Below are 17,915 nucleotides of genomic sequence, written 5' to 3'. Positions count from 1 at the left end.
AATAATCGGACTCTAGAGTTGAGTCGATTATGACCCATTAAAGGAGGATCTAACATGTCAAATTATCGTTTTGAGAAGGATGCCTTTGTTATTGAGCAGTATGATCTTGCCAAACCGTTTTCCAGCTTTCTGCCGGGTATCGCAGGCTTGAAAGGAATTCCGATGTGGACCTTTTATGTGAATCGGGGTCAGGGAATATGCAGCTTCGGCATACGCGATAAGAACTCGCCAATCATGGAATTTTCCCCGGCGAATATCTCGTATAAGAATGTCTCGACTACCGGTTTCCGTACGTTTATCAAGATGGCGGGGACAGCGCCCGTTTATGAGCCGTTCCAATCCTTTCAGCCGGATTCCAAAGCGAAGAGAACGATGCTGATTCGTCAGAATGAGCTGGTCATTGAGGAGGAGCATGCCGGTAACGGACTTCGCACTTCGGTGTCGTATTTTCAGCTGCCCGGTGAGGATTTTGCCGCCCTTGTTCGCGAGGTCAGCGTAACGAATATCGGAGCCGGGCCTGTATCGCTTGAACTGCTGGACGGCATGCCGGAGATTCTGCCTTACGGTGTCGAGAATAGCGGGTACAAGGAGGTCGGCAATCTGCTGCGGAGCTGGATGGAAGTGGAGAACTTGGATCAGGGGATCCCGTTCTATAAAGTTCGCTCCAGTACGCACGACGAGGCGGAAGTCAGCGAAGTTACGAGCGGTCACTTCTATCTGTCGTTTAATCAGCATGGGAAGCTGCTCCAACCCCTTGTAGACTTTGAGCTGATCTTTGGCGGAAACACTTCCTTGATCCACCCTGATCGATTTGCTGTGAGCTCGGTGGAAGCTTTGATGAACGCCACGCCTTATGCCGTGAACAAAGTACCATGCGGATTCAGCGGATTATCGACTCAGCTTAATCCCGGGGAGACGGCGACCGTTTATACACTGGTTGGTCATGTGAACGATATCGGTAAAATCAATAAACGTTCCAAAGATTTGTGTTCTCCTGCCTATATCCTCCGTAAACGCGAGGAGGCCTCGGCGTTGACCCGGAAATTAACCGAGGATGTGGCCACCAAAACGGGATTACCCCTATTTGACGAATATAGCCGTCAGTCCTATCTGGACAATTTTCTGCGGGGCGGATATCCATTCCTATTCGATAACGGGAAGGAAGGGGCCGTTGTCCATCTATACTCCCGCAAGCATGGGGATCTGGAGCGGGATTATAACTTCTTCTCTCTTGCGCCGGAGTACTATTCACAAGGGAATGGCAATTTCCGGGATATGAATCAGAATCGACGAAATGACGTGTTTTTCAACCCGAAGGTGGGCACGTTCAATATCCGGATGTTTTTCAGTCTCATTCAAGCCGACGGTTATAACCCGCTTAGCGTAGAAGGGACGAAATTTCGCGTGAGTGAAGGGAAGGAGGAGGAGCTGCAGGAGCTGCTGCGCGCTTCCGCGGCTGAGGAAGATTATGAGAAGCTGACAAAGGCATGCGCCGGGGACTATACGCCAGGAAAAATCATCAACGCGATTTCGGATCAAGCCATCAGGTTGGAGATTAGCGAGGAACAGTTCTTATCCGGGCTGTTGACGATATCCGATCAGCATTTTGCAGCTTCGTTCGGGGAAGGGTTCTGGTCGGATCATTGGACGTATAATATGGATTTAGTTGATACCTACTTGAATATTTATCCCGACCGTTATGAGGAACTATTGTTTGAGGAGAATACGTATACGTTCTTTGACAGCCCGGTGTACGTCCTTCCGCGGAGTGAGAAGGTTGTGATCAGTCAAGGAGGCAAGGTTCGGCAATATGGTGCTCTGCTGGAGGACGAGGAGAAGCTGAATAAGCTCGGCAGAAAACGGAACGCGGCGGAATGGCTGCGGGTAGATGGCGGATTAGGCGGCATGTACCGCACGAATCTGTTTGTCAAAATGATCTCATTGTCCCTCAATAAAATGGCGACACTCGATCCTTACGGGATGGGGGTAGAGATGGAGGCGAACAAGCCGGGCTGGAATGACGCAATGAACGGCTTGCCGGGACTGTTTGGATCGGGTATGAGCGAAACGATGGAATTGAAGCGTTTGGTCGCATTTATCGTGGATGCGGCCGAGCGGTGTGGCCATCAAGTGATTCAGGTACCGGAGGAGATCGCGTCTTACTTAGGTAGTGTATACGAAGCCGTACAGCAATATCAGTCCGGCTCATTGGATTCATTCGGTTATTGGGACTTGGTAGCGGGGCGGCGTGAATCCTATCGTGCATCGGTCCGGTACGGGATCAGCGGTCTGGAGGTTGAGTTGTCGGTGAAAAACGTGAAGGTCATATACGCGGCATTCTTGGACAAAATCGAAGAAGGGATTCAGCGTGCCGAGCAGATGGGAGGCGGGATCGTGCCAACGTATTTCCGCTTTGAAGCCGAACGCTTTGAAGAGGTTCGGGATGCAGCGGGGAACCCAGTGATCACCCGCTATGGTTTGCCCGCGGCAAAAGTGCTTGAATTCAAGGCATATGCGCTCCCGCATTTTCTGGAGGCACCGGCCCGCGGAATGAAGCTCGCTGATGAAGGCCAGGCGAGAACGATGTATGATCGGATCAAGGCTTCCGATCTGTATGATCCCGCGCTGGGGATGTATAAAACGTCCGTCAGCCTGGCAGGCGAAACCGATGAAATCGGACGCATCCGTGCATTTACGGCCGGGTGGCTAGAGCGGGAATCCGTATTTTTGCATATGACCTATAAATACTTGCTTTCATTATTAAAAGCCGGATTGTATGACGAGTTTTTCTCGGAAATCAAAACATCCCTTGTCCCTTTTCTGGACCCGGCGGTTTATGGACGCAGCACGCTCGAGAATTCCTCGTTCATTGCCAGCAGCGTCAATCCGGATCCTCACGTGCATGGACGAGGTTTTGTGGCAAGGCTTAGCGGTTCGACGGCCGAATTCCTAAGCATGTGGATTACGATGATGGCAGGGAAGAAGGTATTCCGTTACGAAGGCGGCCAGCTTCAGCTGCATCTGAACCCACTGCTTCCGGCTTGGCTGTTTGACGAGAATCAAGAAGTGTCGTTCACCTTCCTTGGTTCCGTCAAGGTGACGTATCGCAGCGAGCGCGCAGCAAATACGTATGGCCAGGACGGCGTTACGATTCAGCGATTAACTCTCATCACGGTGGGAGGGGATTCGATCAAGGTGGATGGACCCCTCCTTACAGGAGCGTTGGCTCATGAAGTTCGGAACGGGAACATCCGAGAAATTCATGCTGTATTGAAATAGAGGGAAACGAACGCCAAACAGGCCACCCGGCAAGAATCGGGTGGTCTATTTACTGTTATTTGAAGTTCTGTTTATTCATTAGGGGGCTTCTTGTTATCGCTTGACATGGTTGAGCCAAACGAAAGGCCGATGGCGGCACCGATCGTTATGCCGATAGCGATATTATCCATGGCAACGCCAAGGGCTACGCCAACGCCGATCCCCATGCTTATCCCAAGGGCCATGTTGTTCTTTTTCTTTTCCATACGGCCGTCACCTCCATCTGTATTATGTTGATCCAAACAAGCGCTTTTCCTTCTCAAGTTGCTGTTGTGCTTATTATAGAGGATATTGGACATGGATGCCGGATATCCAGTTCTTTCATGTTTCTTCGCTTGCAAGTCCCAGTGTTGCAACCCATAATAGATATATCGATTTCAAGTACATATAGATTCAACATCTTCGAGTGCGAGGAGGGGGTTATCATGCAGTGGATCGCCATGCTGACGATGCTGATTGATCATGTAGGACTTGTGTTTTTTCCGCATCAGGAGATTTGGAGAATCATCGGCCGCATTGCTTTCCCAATCTACGTCTATGCTCTCGTTCAGGGGCACCGCTACACTTCTTCGAGACCCAAGTATATCATTCGGCTGGCCGTCATTGCGGCAATCTCCCAAATTCCCTATCAGCTTGCGCTGGATCTTAAAGGGTTGAATGTAGTCATTACCCTGGTAGCTGGAGCCATCGTTTTGTATGTGCTGGAACGATCGGATTCCCAGCTGTTATCATGGATGATTGTTGTTGCCGCCTGTGCGCTAATGAGCGAATTTCCGTTTGATTACGGAGCTTACGGCCTGCTGTTGATCTTGATTTTCCGATATGCCCAGGCCAGCTGGCTTGTTCCGCTTCATATTGTGTTGAACCTGTTATTCTGGTTCCTTAATAACTGGGAGCTTCAGATGTGGAGCGTCATCCCGACGGCTGTGATAGCCTATGGTCCGCATGTATGGAAGAAACTAGAGTATATGCGGGTGAGTCGCTGGGTATGGCGTTCATTTTATCCTCTGCATTTACTGATTATTGCGTTATTACGGGTGTTTTTATAGAGAAGAACTCTTTAGGTTAATGCCTGATGGATGATTATATACAAGGAGAGACATACATGTTCAATATCGCAATTGCTGCCTGCATTCTATTGTTCGCGGCGGCGGGTTACATCGCATTCATGAATTCCAAATTAATTGCGGATAAAAAACGGGAAGCATACATTCCTCCGCCTGCTTCGGAATATACCGTTTATATGACGCTTCAGTTCACGGAGGAGGACAAAAGATCGATGAGTCCCATCGGCGTCATGGAATTTCGCGATCCACAAGGCATGATGAAGGTATATCTTTGCCGGGTCAAGAATGAGTCGGAGGATTTGAAGCTGGAGCAAGCCGGCAATGTGTTTCTTCATCATTTGACGAAGGCCAGGGATACCGGCACGCTGATGTTCTACCGTACGGTGGAGGAAGCGCTGCAAGGAGCGGAAGAGAAGAGTTTGACCGATCGACTGTCTGCAGCTGCGAAAAAAAAGCCCAGAACAGAATAGGCAAACAGGGTCAATCCACCCACTTGCGGGGTAATAGAGAAATAAAAGACCGAAAGGAGATTTTCCGAAATGAAAACATTTATAATCGGAAGGACATCGGTCTCCGTCTTTATAGGCGATATTACGACATGGACGGGCGACATTATCGTCAATGCTGCAAATTCGGGACTGCTGGGTGGAAAAGGCGTGGACGGCGCAATTCACAGCGCCGGCGGCCCGGAGATCATGGAGCAGTGCATGGAAATTCGCAAGCAGCAAGGCGGCTGCCCGCCAGGCAATGCCGTGATTACCGGTGCAGGTCGGCTGCCTGCCCAGCATATCATTCATACGGTCGGCCCGATATGGGAGGGCGGTGGACGGCGGGAGGAGCATACGCTGGCGGAATGCTACCGCAACAGTCTCTTGCTTGCAATCGAGGTGGGTGCCAGAAGCATCGCCTTTCCTAATATAAGCACGGGTATCTATGAGTATCCTAAGGCTCCGGCATGTGATGTTGCGTTAAAGGCGGTTACGAAGCTGCTTGAGGAAGATTTGCCGGATAACCGCCTGGATCGGATTGACTTCGTTTGTTTTTCTCCTGATAATGAAGAGCTCTATGTCCATTGGCTTGAGCAGTACACACAGGAGAAGGAGGCGCAAATATAAAATAACCCCACAAAGTGGAGCCTATGCTTCGATGCTTATTCCAAATACTTTGCAGGGACCCCCAAAACAAACCTCCATCGAGGCCTTATGAAGGATGAGCGACCGCGATTCAAAGGTAGGTTTTTGCGATTATATAATTGTTCAGCTCCGCTGAACAATTATAAATTCTGTAATCTTAATGAAAGTCAGGGGCGCAGTTAGCGCCCCTGACGTTTGTCAGTCGGCTTTACATATGATAGGATCCGCTTGGCTCAAACAGTACCCATTCCAGCATCATGATCATATCGTCGAGGCGGGCTTCCTGATTGAGAAGGGAGGCTCGCTCCGGACTGTTCTCTTCGAGAGCGGCCAAGCGGGTTTGCAGGTTTTTCTGCAGCTTAAGACGAAAGAGGGGTTCACATGACGAGTGAATATTATATGAAGAAAATGGCGGCAGAGCATGCCGCCAAGTATGTGCAGGATGGAATGAAGATCGGGCTGGGCACAGGCTCAACCGCTTATTACGCCATTCTCAAAATCGGCGAGATGGTCCGGTCCGGCCTCTCGATCCAGGCCGTGGCTACCTCTGAAGCTTCGGAGAAGCTGGCGATGGAACAAGGAATATCCCTGACGCCCATACATCAGATCGATCGCTTGGATCTGACGATTGACGGGGCTGATGAGCTGGACGACCAGCTGCGGTTAATCAAGGGAGGGGGCGGAGCGCTTCTCCGCGAGAAGATCACTGCTTTTCACAGCGAACGGCTCGTGATTGTGGCAGATGAAGCGAAAGCCGTAGCTCAACTCGGCGCTTTTCCGCTGCCGGTTGAGATTGTCCCTTTTGCTTATGAGTGGACAGTTCGGTCACTGGCCCAGCTTGGCTGTAAGGTGCAAATCCGTTGTAAGCAAGATGAAAGGTTTTATGTTACGGATAACGGGAATTATATTGCTGATTGCCGGTTTCAGCATATTGCCCACCCAGAGGAATTGAGCTCCCGGCTAGGCGTCATTCCGGGCGTGGTTGAACATGGGCTGTTTATCGGTATGGCCGACCAAGCGATCATAGGCTGCCAGGATGGAACGATACGGATACTGCATTCCGGGAGCATAGAAGCAAAGAATACATTTGACAGTTGATCCGGCGTTCATTAACCTTAATAACATGATATCTCTCGGAGGGTGAAATATGTCGGATATTCAAGAACACGAGGATACCCCGTTACATTTATTGGTTGTCCTTGCCAGAGCTTATAACGCAGTTATGACACATTCGAATCGCAGCATCAATAGTCACGGATTGAACTCCACCGAATTCGGTGTATTGGACGTACTCTATCACAAAGGACCGCAGCCGCTGCAGAAAATTGGGGAGAAGGTGCTCATCTCCAGCGGTAACATTACATACGTGGTGGATAAACTTCAAAAGAAAAACCTGCTGGTTCGCCGGGCTTCCGCTGAGGACCGCCGCGTTATTTATGCTGAGCTTACCGCAGAGGGACAAGAATTCTTCGAAGCCATTTTTCCTCAGCATCAGGAATTGATGGTTAAGGTGCTTAGCGGTTTGTCGGAGGACGAGCGAGCGCAGGCGGCGATGCTGCTGCGCAAGCTGGGAATCAGTGCAGAGAAGATGTTGTAGACCTATACAAGTTTTAGATTGGAGATAAGTATGCTTAAAGATATAACGGTGCAAGCGATACAACCCGAAGTAAAGGAACTGCTCAGTTACTCGGTATTTCCGGATCCGGAAGCGGTGGATCAGGCTGCAGCTTCTTATCAGACGGGCCGCAGCCGGTTGTTTGGATATGAAGAGGATGGGCTTCTCTTAGGAGTCATCGGTTTTGATATCGATCAGGACGAGCTTACCATTCGGCATCTTGCCGTTCTTCCGGAGAATCGCGGAAAGGGATATGGTCGCGGATTGATTTTGGAGCTGCTCCTTGAGGTTCAGCCTAAACCGGCCCGCGTGATTGCGGAAACGGACGAAGAAGCCGTAAACTTCTATCGCAGTATCGGCTTTGAGGTATACAGCTTGGGAGAGAAGTATCCGGGCGTTGAAAGATTCCGCTGCATCTACGAGGTGGAGGAGTCCGAAGAATAAGCTATTCAGATTAAAAGCATGTTTGCCGTCTTGGAGTGTAATTAAAATTGCCATTCAAGACAATAAACCCGTTTCGCAATGGCAGCATCCCTCATATAATGTCGTAACGAGCGGGGCAGGGGGTGAACATGTTGGTGTACCATTATACCGCTGTCGGCGATTCCTTGACCTTTGGGTTTGGGGCGATGCCTGGCAGCGGTTTTGTTCCGTTATACCGTCGGATGGCGGAGGAGAAGCTTCGCCAGTTCGTGGCCCATGAGAATCTCGGGGTCAACGGATTAACCTCGGATGAGTTATACGATCGGGTAGTTCAGCTTCCTACGTTTCGCTATCATCTGCAGCAGGCCCAGATCATCACGATATCGATCGGAGGCAATGACTTGATACGTGCGGTAAAGTCCACGGGAGGTCGACCGAATCGGGAGGTGCTGGACGCTGCCTTGTATCGATGTCAGAATCATGTGGCTAATATCGTCAAACATATCCGAAAAATAAAGTCACCAGTCAGCAAACCTTATTATATTCGCGCTATCGGTCTGTATAATCCATATCCGGCCTGGACGGAGGCGACGGAATACGTGATTCGGTTCAATCGGCATTTGATGGGGTTAAGCGACGGCTATTTTCGCGTAGCTGATATTTACACACAATTTTCTGGCCGAGAGAAAGAACTGATGTCGGTGGACGGTTTACACCCGAATGGCCGAGGGTACCGGGTGATCGCGGAACAATTAAATCGACTTGGGTACAAGCCACTTGCATAGAAAACCGAATGATCAAAAAAAGGGTGTCCCATGGTCTCTTGACCGTGTGGACGCCCTTTGGTTTATATATCATCACTTATGATTTATAATAATTTCCTAAAAAAACTTCGCACCGCCCATTTACGTTCTTGCCGTTTTTTGTATTTCGGCAGTGACCGATACACATCCAGCGATTCCTGATAGGACTTCTTGGCATCCTCATTCCTTCCAAGCGATTGATACATATAACCAAGCAAATAAAAGGCTTCGCTGGAGGAAGAGTGAATGGAATGGAACTGTTCCAAATAATGGAGCGCCTTCTCCCGATCCGAATCCCGAAATGCATCAGCAAGCCGAAGAAAAGGCCGGCCATATTTGACCCTGGGGTTAATCTCCAGGGCCCGCATAATATTCGCTTCCCCTTGTGTGATGCTGCCAGTATGCAGGCGTGCATTTCCAATATCGTCCCAGAATTCGGCGGAGTCTTCTAGACTGGATGCTATGGATTCCAGCAGCTTCAGGGCTTCCCCATACTTACGGCGCTCCAAGAGTAATCTGGCAAGCTCGTGTCTTGATGAAACGTCGCTGGGGCTAACTGCAATCTGTCTGCGCAGCTTGGAAATATTCCGTGCACGTTTGATTGGCTTTGTCAAACTGGGAAATACCCCGACAAAACGGCGATCCAGCACATACACGATGAGAAGCAGCACCAGGATCGCCGTAATCGGATTACCGAAGATGTAGAACAGAAATCCAAAAATGATGAGTTTAAACAAAAGAGATCCCTCAATTTCTATGTAAAGTTGTAACACAAATTATACCATAACATGGATTTATTTAGGTGGAAATACCATCGGTTCTATAGACCTTGAAGGCATGCGCATGTCGGAATAGGCCCTAGGTATTGAAAGAAGGTCGATGATAGCCGATAAAGGTAGTAAAGAGGTGATAATCATGGCGAAAAAGGGACAGACATTCCATCATTACAGTTTCGAAACGAAGAAAAAGGCAGTCGCCATGCGGCTGGAAGGTATGACTAAGAAAGAAGTGGCATCCGCCTTACAAATATCAGATATCGGACGGCTGAAAGTGTGGATGCGCAAATACCGTGAGTTGGGCGAGGAAGGTTTGGTCGATCGCCGCAGAAAAATTGTATATTCAGATCCTGAGACCGATCGGGATGAAAAAGAACAACTTTCGCAGGTATAGACAATTAGTGATCGCATGAGGCGTGGTGGAACGACGGTTAAACCACGCCTTTTTCATATCGGAATCAAAGGAAATGTTCAATCCAAATCCGGCAGATTCCAAAGCATGGGCTGATTCATTATTCTTAACCCGAACAGGCGGCAGCCCAGTTCATTTGAGCGGAACCAACATAACATGTGGTATGTTCAAAAAAGGAGGGATTCATGTGAGCGGAGTAGTAGAAGGATATGGTGGCTATGGATATGGCTCTTCTGTAGGTGCTATTTTGGTATTATTCATCTTGTTGGTGATCATTACTCGCGCATTTATCTAATCCATCTCTTGAGTGAACAAACCAATTGAATCAATAAGTGATACCGAGCACCATGAGCAGTCACAACGACAGACCGTCCAAAAGAGGAATGGCCTCTTCTTAGGGCGGTACTGTTTTTTTGAAGCGAGAATCGGCTTTCATGACTTGTCATGAATCATCGTTTTAACCGTCTATCAGAACATCACTAATAAAAACAGACCGCTCGAGAAGAGTGGTCTGTTCTTGGGAGAACGAATATTATCCGGTCAGAGGTCTGGCCCCGGCCTGTTACTCATGTTACATCATAATCAGTATAACTTTACCGTTTACGAAAGATACGATATCGAAATTCGAGTACCCCCAGGTTTCAATGGTTTTACCGCCGCCAGTGGTAATGTCCTTGGCTGCCGGGTTCCCCCATGAAAGCTGCACCTGTTCTTTTGTCATGCCGAGGGAAACCTGGCCTGCTTTAATCTGTTTCCAGACCGATGCGGACCATTTGTATTTTTGATAAGGATCGTAATTTAATAAAGAAGAACGGTCTGCAAACAGCTGCAGCACTTCCGAAGAGCGCATAGGATAGCTTTTCACTGTTTTTCCTGATGCCGTTTTGAAGATTACATTGAATTCGCCTTTGTCGTCCGGCAAAATGTCGGTTACCGATAATTTCGAGAAGCGTTCCAGGTCTTCGAAATCATTCACCCAATACGTTCTGCCGATGAATTTAACCAAGCTGCCTTGCATGGCTTTTTTGATCAAGCCAGCCGTTTCGTTAGAGACAATAGTCATCTCTGCATCGCTTCCGAAGGAGATATTCGCTTGTTTCCACTTGGTATCCCAGCTGATTTTCGCACCCAGAACATCGGATAACACGGCGGCCGGAATCAGCAGCTCGCCTTTGTCGGTGATCGGTGCTGCTTTTAGGAGCAGCGGACTATCATTCAGCTTGGCCTGGTTGCTGCCTGCTGTAAGCGAGAGCACGGTCTCTTCGAACTTGGCCTCCACGGCTCCGTTTTTGGTCGAGTAGGCGCCGCCCAGTGCCTGAATGACGGATTTCGCCGGCACCATGATATTCCCGTTGATCTGTTTTGCATATTTCAAATTGTTGCGCAGGCTGGACGATACCGTTATCGATTTGGACAGACCACCCGAGGTTACCGTAATCTGTGTCTTGCCAACGCCCGCAGACTTCAGTGTTCCATTCTTCTGCATGTTCATCAAATAAGGCTTCTCTATATCGATCTGGGCATCTTTAATCGGTACTTTGATTTTGGCCCCGTTCGTGTAAGTCTCCTGGATACTGACTTCCAGGATATCCCCTACATAAGGCTTGGCATCGGATACCGAAACCGATACGGCCTTAACGACAGGCACATCAACCGATTTGTTCTGTCCATCCTGGTGATGGATCCAGCTTCCGTCAGAGCGCTGCGCATAGAATCCCTCCGATAGATCCTTTGCATTTCCGTAAATGGAGGTTTTTACGATCCCGCTCAGTCCGGAGACCTGCTCCTTGAGCTTCCAGCGGTCTTTATACACTCCGGTTGTCCATACGGTTCCGTCTTGGAGCGTCACAATCAGAAGATCCGTCGGCTCATTGGAAGCATAAACGATATGAGCTGCATTCTGAGCGACGGTAACTGGTATGATGCGCCCGTTATCGTCAAAGTTGGACGTTTCGTATACAACCACGTCACCGTTGTCACGCAATAGGGCTACGCGCCCGCTGTGAACCGTCATGGATTTAACCCCTGAAGGGTTTTCCACGATGCCGAGCTTCTTGAATTGTCCATCTTTGTAGTTATCCTGCAGTAACAGCTCCCCGTTGGAGGACAAGGCGGCAAATTCTTGATCGGCATTGGCGATGAGCAAAATGCCGCTGAGGTTTTTTGCTTTTTCCGAGCCGCCCCATACGGTACCGTCTGACTTCAGCCAGTAGTAACCCGCTATCTGCTTCACGCCGCTTGTTCCCGGTACGACCTCGGGTCCCTTGCCGATATCCCATTCCACTAATCGCCCATCCTGCGTCATACCAATGCCTTCGTATTCATAACCGCTGATGGCTGCAACTTTACCCGGCGTCCGTATGGCATGTCGTCCGTCAATCAGGGACCACATGGAGCCATCGCTCATCAGGTAGGTGTTTCTTCCCGCAATATCGCTGATCTGGAGCCTGGACTCTTCGGCAGCAGCGATCCCGTGCGTCGTGCCCGCAAAGCCAAGTCCCACCAGCATGCTGAACAATACGAGAACATACAACGTTCTTCTCACTTACATGACCTCTCTTCACTGTAACATTAGGAATATTTTTCAAACAGATTTATTGATTCGACAAAATCGGTGTTATTCCTGCAAAGGTTGCGTGGCGTTATGATCTTAAAGAGGGGAACAAAAAAACGCTCGCCGGATATCCGGGAGCGTCTTGCCGGTTAAGCTCGCGATTGTATGATGAACTGCGTCGGTCTAACGGTGTTAAGTTAAGGGGATTGCCAAGGGGATCATCGGTAGCAGAAACCTGATTAAGTAATATCAGTTCCCCCTCAATAACAATAAAGCCTCGTATAAATCATTCTTCATCGTTTCGATTTTGGCGAATTTCCTGAACGGTGCTTCTGTGCTTTTATTCTGCGCTGCGGGGAGCGAGCAAATGTTCACAGTGCCAACTTAGCGGAACAAATACACAATGCCGGCGACCGCAAGAAATACGAAACCGGCTAATAAGAACCAGTTGGCTACTCTCTCTCTGGATGCGCGGTCGTCCTTGGATTCAGCATAGAAGTTGGCTCTTTGTTGGTATCCCGTAATAAACACTCCGGATAGAAGCGCTGCAATCAACAAGCAAGCCAATCCTGCATATAAAAACAGGTTCATCACGTGTTCCTCCCATCATGCCCTTTATCGTTAGAACGTTGGCTGAGAGGGATTGGTTATGCTTTTCATATAAGGTTAGGTGAACCGCCAGACTAGAAGGGGAATTTTGATGTGAAAAAAAAGGCATAAAAAAAGAACTAAATCCCTGTAATAGACATTGCCGTTACAGGGATTTAGTTCGGGAACCTCCGAAGAGATTCCCTCATGGGAGAGGAGAAACCGGACGAAGAGCTTATGGGGAAACGTAAGTCTTCTCCGCGGTTGTCTACGACATTCATTGATGTCGATATTTCAAGGATGCCCGGCTGCGGTAGAAATATACCTGACTTTGAAAAAAAATGGAGAGACGTTATGTTTCGTTTTTCATATATGGGATGATTGTGTTACGATAATTACTGTCAATGGCGTTGTCTTGGCAATGAATTTATAGATAATGAAACGGGTGAATGAAGCAGTGAGAGTAGTATCCGGAAGTGCAAAGGGCCGGCCGCTCAAAAGTGTGCCTGGTACAAGCACCCGTCCGACGACGGATAAAGTGAAAGAATCCATATTCAGTATGATCGGTCCTTACTTTGAGGGGGGCGTCCTGCTTGACCTGTTCGCAGGCACAGGAGGCCTTGGCATTGAGGCGTTAAGCCGGGGGATGGAACGTGCTGTTTTTATTGATGTGGAGCCGAAGAGCATCAGTACGATCAAGGATAATTTGAAGGCAACCAGGCTTGAAGAAGGCGCTGAGGTGTACCGCAATGATGCGGCACGAGCGCTTAAAGCGCTAGAAAAGCGCGGCTACAGTTTCGATCTGGTCTTTTTGGACCCGCCATACAGGTTTAAGAATGGTGATGAGCTGATGCTGGACATGGCAGAGCGAGGTTTGCTGCAAGATTCAGCTGTGGTGGTATTGGAATACGAATCAAGCTACAATTATCCTGAGAAATTTGGTGACTTTTGTTGTTTCCGAACTGCGAAGTACGGAGAAGCCGCCATATCGATATACCGTTACGACACAGCGCAAGATCAAGCGTCAGAGCTTGATGAGGAGGAATTACAGGATGAGAAATGAGAATACTAGTACATACCGTGTTGCCGTATACCCGGGAAGTTTTGATCCGGTCACCATGGGACATATGGATATTATCACACGCGCTTCCAAGCAGTTTGATCTGCTGATTGTGGCCGTGTTGAATAATCTAAGCAAGAACCCGCTGTTCACGATTGAAGAGCGCAAGGACCTCTTGAGACAGGAAACAGCACATCTTCCGAATGTGGAAATCGACAGCTTCCGTGACCTTCTGGCGAATTATATCCGCCAGAAGAATGCCCAGGTCATTGTACGGGGGATCCGCACGGTGACCGACTTTGAATATGAACTTCAATTAGCATCCACCAATCATAAGTTGAATCCGGATGCGGAGACGATCTTTATGATGACGCACCCGAAATATTCGTTCCTGAGCTCAAGTCTTGTTAAGGAAATCGCGCATTTTAATGGAGATACAACGGATCTGGTCAGCCCCGAGGTCCATGCCGCGATGCGCCGTAAATTTAGTGGCGATAACGGTCAATAAGACGGGAACACAGCCAGAACGCCGCTATCAATAATAAGCAGATTACGCCTTGAACCTGCAAGAATGAAGGCAATCCGCTCCAAAAGTTGAAGTGCTGATCCGCGTTGGCGTGATCCAGCGGTTCCGTTCGGAAGGCTGGTACGATGCCTGCTGATAGGGCGCTGAACGGTTTCCACATGGCCAGTGTAATCGCAAAGGCGAGCACCGAATGCAACGCTCGCTTCACCATAAAGTAACGCCAAGAGAGACCGGTTTCCTGCATCAGCGACAGGCTTTGCAGCTGAGCGCTGATTCCGCTCCATGCCAGTGCGGAGGACAGTACAGCCAGCTGCAATATGCCTGCTTGGAATGTCGATGAGCTGATGGATTGGGCTGCCAGATGGGCCTCCAATAGTCCAGATACAAGATAGGGCGGAAGCTGCGGCAGCAGGTGACCGGTCAATACTCTTGTCAGGACGGCGAAGAACAAGATAAAGCCGCCTGTCATCATTAAGGTTTGAACCGAACGGGTAACGGAGTCGCCCAGTAACTTGCCAAAGCTCCGTCCATCCCGCTGATGGGCCTTCAGAGCCGCAGTCGCTGCCCTTTTTAAAAGGGGACGTTGGGCAAATTTGCTTGATCGGACTTTATTTAACGATGCTATAAACTGCCGTGTTCCTTCTGAAGAAGCCGGTTTATGGAAAAGCCCGAATATCCAAGCGGCCAGCAGTCCGGAAATCCAATGAACGATCAGCAGCAGATAACCAGCTTCCGGTTGATGAAGCAGACCAGTTCCGATGACAACGAGAATGGTCATTGGATTGCAGAAGTGGGATAAAGCGGCGAGCCTTCCGGCCTCATCGGCACGAAGCTCGCCTTGTCTATACATTCCGGAGGCGGCCTGCGCTCCTGCCGGGAACCCGGCTGTCATTCCTGTTATAAGAACCCAGCCGCCAGCACCGGGAAGTTTGAATATTTTTTTCATCAAAGGGTCCAGCAGTACGCCAACTCCATGGGCCCAGCCATAGGCGATGAGTATTTCCACCAGAACGAGAAACGGCAGCAAAGCGGGAAATACGATATTCCACCATAGCTTAAGTGCTTGCAGGGTGGCTTGGAAGGCAGGTTCGGGCGCGCTGACGACAGCCAGTACAAGCAGGAAAGCGGCAGCACCCAGCAGGATGGTGTTCCACAGCCCGTTTGATGACTTGACGGCGTTGTCTTTATTCATAAGGAATCTCCTTTCAGCGTAAACATGGCTAGTACAACTTTATGCAAAGGAGACAACCGTCAGACCAAACTTGGTGGAAGGCTGGATATATAAGGCGGAGGGAAGGAAACTACATGAAGAAGTCTGTAAAACCGAATGGCTTAAAAATTGCGCTGTATTTATTAATGGTTGGGGTCATGCTGTACGTTGTCGTTTATATGCCGACCCCTTATCTTGTATACCAGCCGGGGAGCGCCGAGGAGGTTCGCCCCATGATCAATGTCGAGAAGAGCGATCCGGCGGAAGAGGGCACATTTATGATGACAACCGTGTCGGCAAGCTATGCCAATATGGTTTTGTTAATGATGTCTGCGTTTAATCCCAATTCGGAGGTTGTGAAAAAGGCCGAGAAAATGGGAGATCAGAGTAAGGACGAGTATGCAGCCACACAAGTGTATTACATGAATTCTTCCCAGTCCGCTGCAATGGAAGCCGCTTATCAAGAAGCTGGTATTGACTACAGTATCGAGCCTGCTTATGTATTCGTGATGTCGATCTCCGAAAAATCTGCTAATGCCGAGCATTTCCGGCCTGGCGATAAATTGATCAAGATTGATGGGCAGCCGGCAGAGGATAATGAGAAAATTGCCAGCCTGTTAAGCGAGAAAACGATCGGGGAAGTGGTGTCCGTGGAGCTTGAACGCAAGGGGAAAACCGTTAAAGAACAGGTTCAGCTTGTTAGCATTAAGGATGAGAAGACCGGGGCGGAGCGTCCGGGTCTTGGCGTCATGATTGCGACGATGCAAAGCGTAGAGCCGGCGAATCCCGATCACACGATTCATTTTGCGGATACCAATATCGGTGGACCTTCAGCCGGACTGATTTTTACCCTTGAAATTTATAACCAGCTCACCGAAGGTGATTTAAGCAGAGGTTATCGGGTAGCGGGAACGGGTACCATTGACAAATCAGGCGCCGTAGGTCCCATTGGCGGCGTGAAACACAAGATCGTGGCGGCTGACCGGAAGGAAGCCGATATCTTTTTTGTGCCGCAAAAAAATTACGATGAAGCCAAGAAGCGGGCGGACCGAATCAAAACAGATATGAAGTTGGTCCCGGTTGACGATCTGCAGGATGCAGTAGATTATCTGGAGCAGCTGCCGCCTAAGGGGTGAGTGGCGGCAGCAGGTAATCGCTGTAGTAATGGCGGATATCCGGCTTAGGGTGTCCGTTGGCGTATACGGCGGCTGCCATCAGGTCCCTCTCGAGCTGAGGATGCTCCAGCGTTGTCGGCTTCTGGATAACAGGTAGCGAGGCGCTCTGCTTCATTCGTTTCAGCAAGGAACGCCCTGTGTCGCTGAAGCCAAGGACCCTGATATATCCCGGACCTTTGGCCAGCTCCTCGCGATTCATAGATGCCTTGTCATGATTGAGCATGATGTGCAGGAGCATACGCTGAAGTTTGGTGCGGGTATAGCGTTTGGTCTTCAACGCTTCGAGGAGGGACCCAACCGTAGGCTGCTTCAACTGCGCAAGCATGCGCTGAACACGATATTCCAAGCCTTCGGTAACTTCAAGGAAGCCTTCAAGCTGCGCGGGTGTATGCGTGAGCAGGGATTGAAACAGCGGCTGACGAAACTGTTCCCAGTGGACGGGAGCTAGTCCGCTTTTCATTTCCCGCTCCATGATGTTGTGCGTGAATTCGGGGATGTAGGGTCTGGCTGCTTCCAAGCCCTGTGAAAGAATAATGTTACGGATGGCGGTTGCACTGGCAATGGACGAGTCTCTCGGCAAGGGATCGTGGTAGTGCGCGTTTTCTCTTGGAATGGTGTAGGGTGTAATGCGGCTGCCCAGGCGGTGGAGGGCAATCAGATAGTGCAGGCCCAAGGAATTGTTCGGCTGCGTGAGCAGCTCTTGCAAATGGGCAAGTGCTGGTCCGGACTCGCCGAATAGGGCTGCAGCGGCAGCACCGTAAGCGGACGGGAAGTTCATGCCTTCCCGGAGATGCCTTTCAATTTCGGATTGGAGCTCGCCGGATTCGCTGGCAAGCGAACGGGACAGCGGTAGAAGCTGCTCCAGCGTACCGCTCTCCGATCCGAAGGAAAGACAGTCCACCACCCCGGTAGCTTCCAGAATAGCTATCGCACCGTATGCAAACCATTCTGCAGGCTGCACGGCATAGGTTACCGGCAGCTCGATGCACAGATCCACTCCCATGGCAAGGGCCATTTCGGCGCGTGCGCGTTTGCCTGCAATAGCAGGTTCGCCGCGTTGGAGAAAAGGACCGCTCATCACTGCAACAACGGCATCCGCCCCTGTTACTTCTTTGGATTTACGATAATGCAAAACATGACCGTTATGTAAGGGATTATATTCAACGACAATGCCAACCGTCTTCATTAGTTTCAACTCCTTGATAAGAATATAACATAATTACAGGACGTTCCTGCAACAATAAGCTCATCGCCA

The 17,915-nt window shown here is 49.6% G+C and carries 19 protein-coding genes; 13 read left to right on the top strand and 6 right to left on the bottom strand.

What is annotated here, in order from left to right; genetic code table 11:
- The first annotated feature begins 54 nt into the window (after nt 1-54).
- Entirely contained in the window at nt 55-3,279 is a 3,225-nt protein-coding gene (locus tag ACOZB4_RS11330; protein WP_379404777.1) for a cellobiose phosphorylase, read from the top strand.
- 71 nt (nt 3,280-3,350) lie between these two features.
- On the opposite strand, the gene ACOZB4_RS11325 is transcribed toward ACOZB4_RS11330, so the two are convergent.
- Nucleotides 3,351-3,524, bottom strand: a complete 174-nt coding sequence (locus tag ACOZB4_RS11325; RefSeq protein ID WP_379404775.1) for a hypothetical protein — start codon at nt 3,522-3,524, stop codon at nt 3,351-3,353.
- A 219-nt stretch (nt 3,525-3,743) separates the two neighbouring features.
- Here ACOZB4_RS11325 and ACOZB4_RS11320 point away from each other — a divergent pair, with 219 nt between their 5' ends.
- From ACOZB4_RS11320 to ACOZB4_RS11290, 7 genes are all read left to right on the top strand, one after another.
- Nucleotides 3,744-4,367: a TraX family protein gene (locus tag ACOZB4_RS11320; protein WP_379404774.1), complete on the top strand. Its 624-nt coding sequence runs from the start codon at nt 3,744-3,746 to the stop codon at nt 4,365-4,367.
- A 56-nt stretch (nt 4,368-4,423) separates the two neighbouring features.
- The gene (locus tag ACOZB4_RS11315; protein WP_379404772.1) at nt 4,424-4,855 is read left to right on the top strand and encodes a hypothetical protein; all 432 of its coding nucleotides are present in this window, start codon (nt 4,424-4,426) and stop codon (nt 4,853-4,855) included.
- Nucleotides 4,856-4,924: 69 nt separating this feature from the next.
- A complete protein-coding gene (locus tag ACOZB4_RS11310) occupies nt 4,925-5,500 on the top strand; it encodes a macro domain-containing protein (RefSeq protein WP_076325045.1) in 576 nt (191 codons plus the stop codon).
- A 399-nt stretch (nt 5,501-5,899) separates the two neighbouring features.
- Entirely contained in the window at nt 5,900-6,616 is a 717-nt protein-coding gene (gene rpiA, locus ACOZB4_RS11305; protein ID WP_379404767.1) for a ribose-5-phosphate isomerase RpiA, read from the top strand.
- A 49-nt stretch (nt 6,617-6,665) separates the two neighbouring features.
- On the top strand, nt 6,666-7,115 hold the full coding sequence (locus ACOZB4_RS11300) for a MarR family winged helix-turn-helix transcriptional regulator (protein ID WP_076325043.1): 450 nt from the start codon (nt 6,666-6,668) through the stop codon (nt 7,113-7,115).
- 30 nt (nt 7,116-7,145) lie between these two features.
- On the top strand, nt 7,146-7,577 hold the full coding sequence (locus ACOZB4_RS11295) for a GNAT family N-acetyltransferase (RefSeq protein WP_339266296.1): 432 nt from the start codon (nt 7,146-7,148) through the stop codon (nt 7,575-7,577).
- A gap of 128 nt (nt 7,578-7,705) precedes the next feature.
- Nucleotides 7,706-8,341, top strand: a complete 636-nt coding sequence (locus ACOZB4_RS11290) for a GDSL-type esterase/lipase family protein (protein ID WP_076325041.1) — start codon at nt 7,706-7,708, stop codon at nt 8,339-8,341.
- A gap of 83 nt (nt 8,342-8,424) precedes the next feature.
- On the opposite strand, the gene ACOZB4_RS11285 is transcribed toward ACOZB4_RS11290, so the two are convergent.
- Nucleotides 8,425-9,096 (bottom strand): tetratricopeptide repeat protein, encoded by a 672-nt coding sequence (locus ACOZB4_RS11285; RefSeq protein ID WP_379404763.1) that lies wholly within the window; start codon nt 9,094-9,096, stop codon nt 8,425-8,427.
- A 178-nt stretch (nt 9,097-9,274) separates the two neighbouring features.
- Between ACOZB4_RS11285 and ACOZB4_RS11280 the strand changes: the two genes are divergently transcribed.
- Nucleotides 9,275-9,529: a helix-turn-helix domain-containing protein gene (locus tag ACOZB4_RS11280; RefSeq protein ID WP_076325039.1), complete on the top strand. Its 255-nt coding sequence runs from the start codon at nt 9,275-9,277 to the stop codon at nt 9,527-9,529.
- 205 nt (nt 9,530-9,734) lie between these two features.
- Complete coding sequence (locus tag ACOZB4_RS11275; protein WP_006211394.1) at nt 9,735-9,842, top strand: YjcZ family sporulation protein; 108 nt, start codon at nt 9,735-9,737, stop codon at nt 9,840-9,842.
- A gap of 276 nt (nt 9,843-10,118) precedes the next feature.
- On the opposite strand, the gene ACOZB4_RS11270 is transcribed toward ACOZB4_RS11275, so the two are convergent.
- Entirely contained in the window at nt 10,119-12,092 is a 1,974-nt protein-coding gene (locus tag ACOZB4_RS11270; protein ID WP_379404760.1) for a stalk domain-containing protein, read from the bottom strand.
- 393 nt (nt 12,093-12,485) lie between these two features.
- Nucleotides 12,486-12,692 (bottom strand): DUF5316 family protein, encoded by a 207-nt coding sequence (locus ACOZB4_RS11265; RefSeq protein WP_379404758.1) that lies wholly within the window; start codon nt 12,690-12,692, stop codon nt 12,486-12,488.
- Between the two features lie 454 nt (nt 12,693-13,146).
- Between ACOZB4_RS11265 and rsmD the strand changes: the two genes are divergently transcribed.
- Together rsmD and coaD are read left to right on the top strand one after the other, a co-directional pair.
- Nucleotides 13,147-13,752: a 16S rRNA (guanine(966)-N(2))-methyltransferase RsmD gene (gene rsmD / locus ACOZB4_RS11260; protein WP_076325254.1), complete on the top strand. Its 606-nt coding sequence runs from the start codon at nt 13,147-13,149 to the stop codon at nt 13,750-13,752.
- Nucleotides 13,742-14,257, top strand: coding sequence for a pantetheine-phosphate adenylyltransferase (coaD, locus tag ACOZB4_RS11255; protein ID WP_076325035.1), 516 nt, complete (start codon nt 13,742-13,744; stop codon nt 14,255-14,257). The genes rsmD and coaD overlap by 11 nt, the downstream gene beginning before the upstream one ends.
- Here coaD and ACOZB4_RS11250 read toward each other — a convergent pair.
- Nucleotides 14,235-15,467 (bottom strand): nucleoside recognition domain-containing protein, encoded by a 1,233-nt coding sequence (locus ACOZB4_RS11250; protein WP_379404755.1) that lies wholly within the window; start codon nt 15,465-15,467, stop codon nt 14,235-14,237. The genes coaD and ACOZB4_RS11250 overlap by 23 nt on opposite strands.
- 113 nt (nt 15,468-15,580) lie before the next feature.
- Between ACOZB4_RS11250 and ACOZB4_RS11245 the strand changes: the two genes are divergently transcribed.
- Entirely contained in the window at nt 15,581-16,621 is a 1,041-nt protein-coding gene (locus tag ACOZB4_RS11245; RefSeq protein WP_076325033.1) for a SepM family pheromone-processing serine protease, read from the top strand.
- Here ACOZB4_RS11245 and ACOZB4_RS11240 read toward each other — a convergent pair.
- Nucleotides 16,611-17,846: a nucleotidyltransferase gene (locus tag ACOZB4_RS11240; RefSeq protein ID WP_379404752.1), complete on the bottom strand. Its 1,236-nt coding sequence runs from the start codon at nt 17,844-17,846 to the stop codon at nt 16,611-16,613. The genes ACOZB4_RS11245 and ACOZB4_RS11240 overlap by 11 nt on opposite strands.
- Nucleotides 17,847-17,915: the final 69 nt, after the last annotated feature.

The sequence above is a fragment of the Paenibacillus sp. NPDC058898 genome, from assembly GCF_049316025.1.
Lineage (GTDB): Bacteria > Bacillota > Bacilli > Paenibacillales > Paenibacillaceae > Paenibacillus_AQ.
The sequence above is the reverse complement of the archived record's forward strand: the minus strand, read 5'-3'. Positions and strand labels throughout refer to the sequence as shown.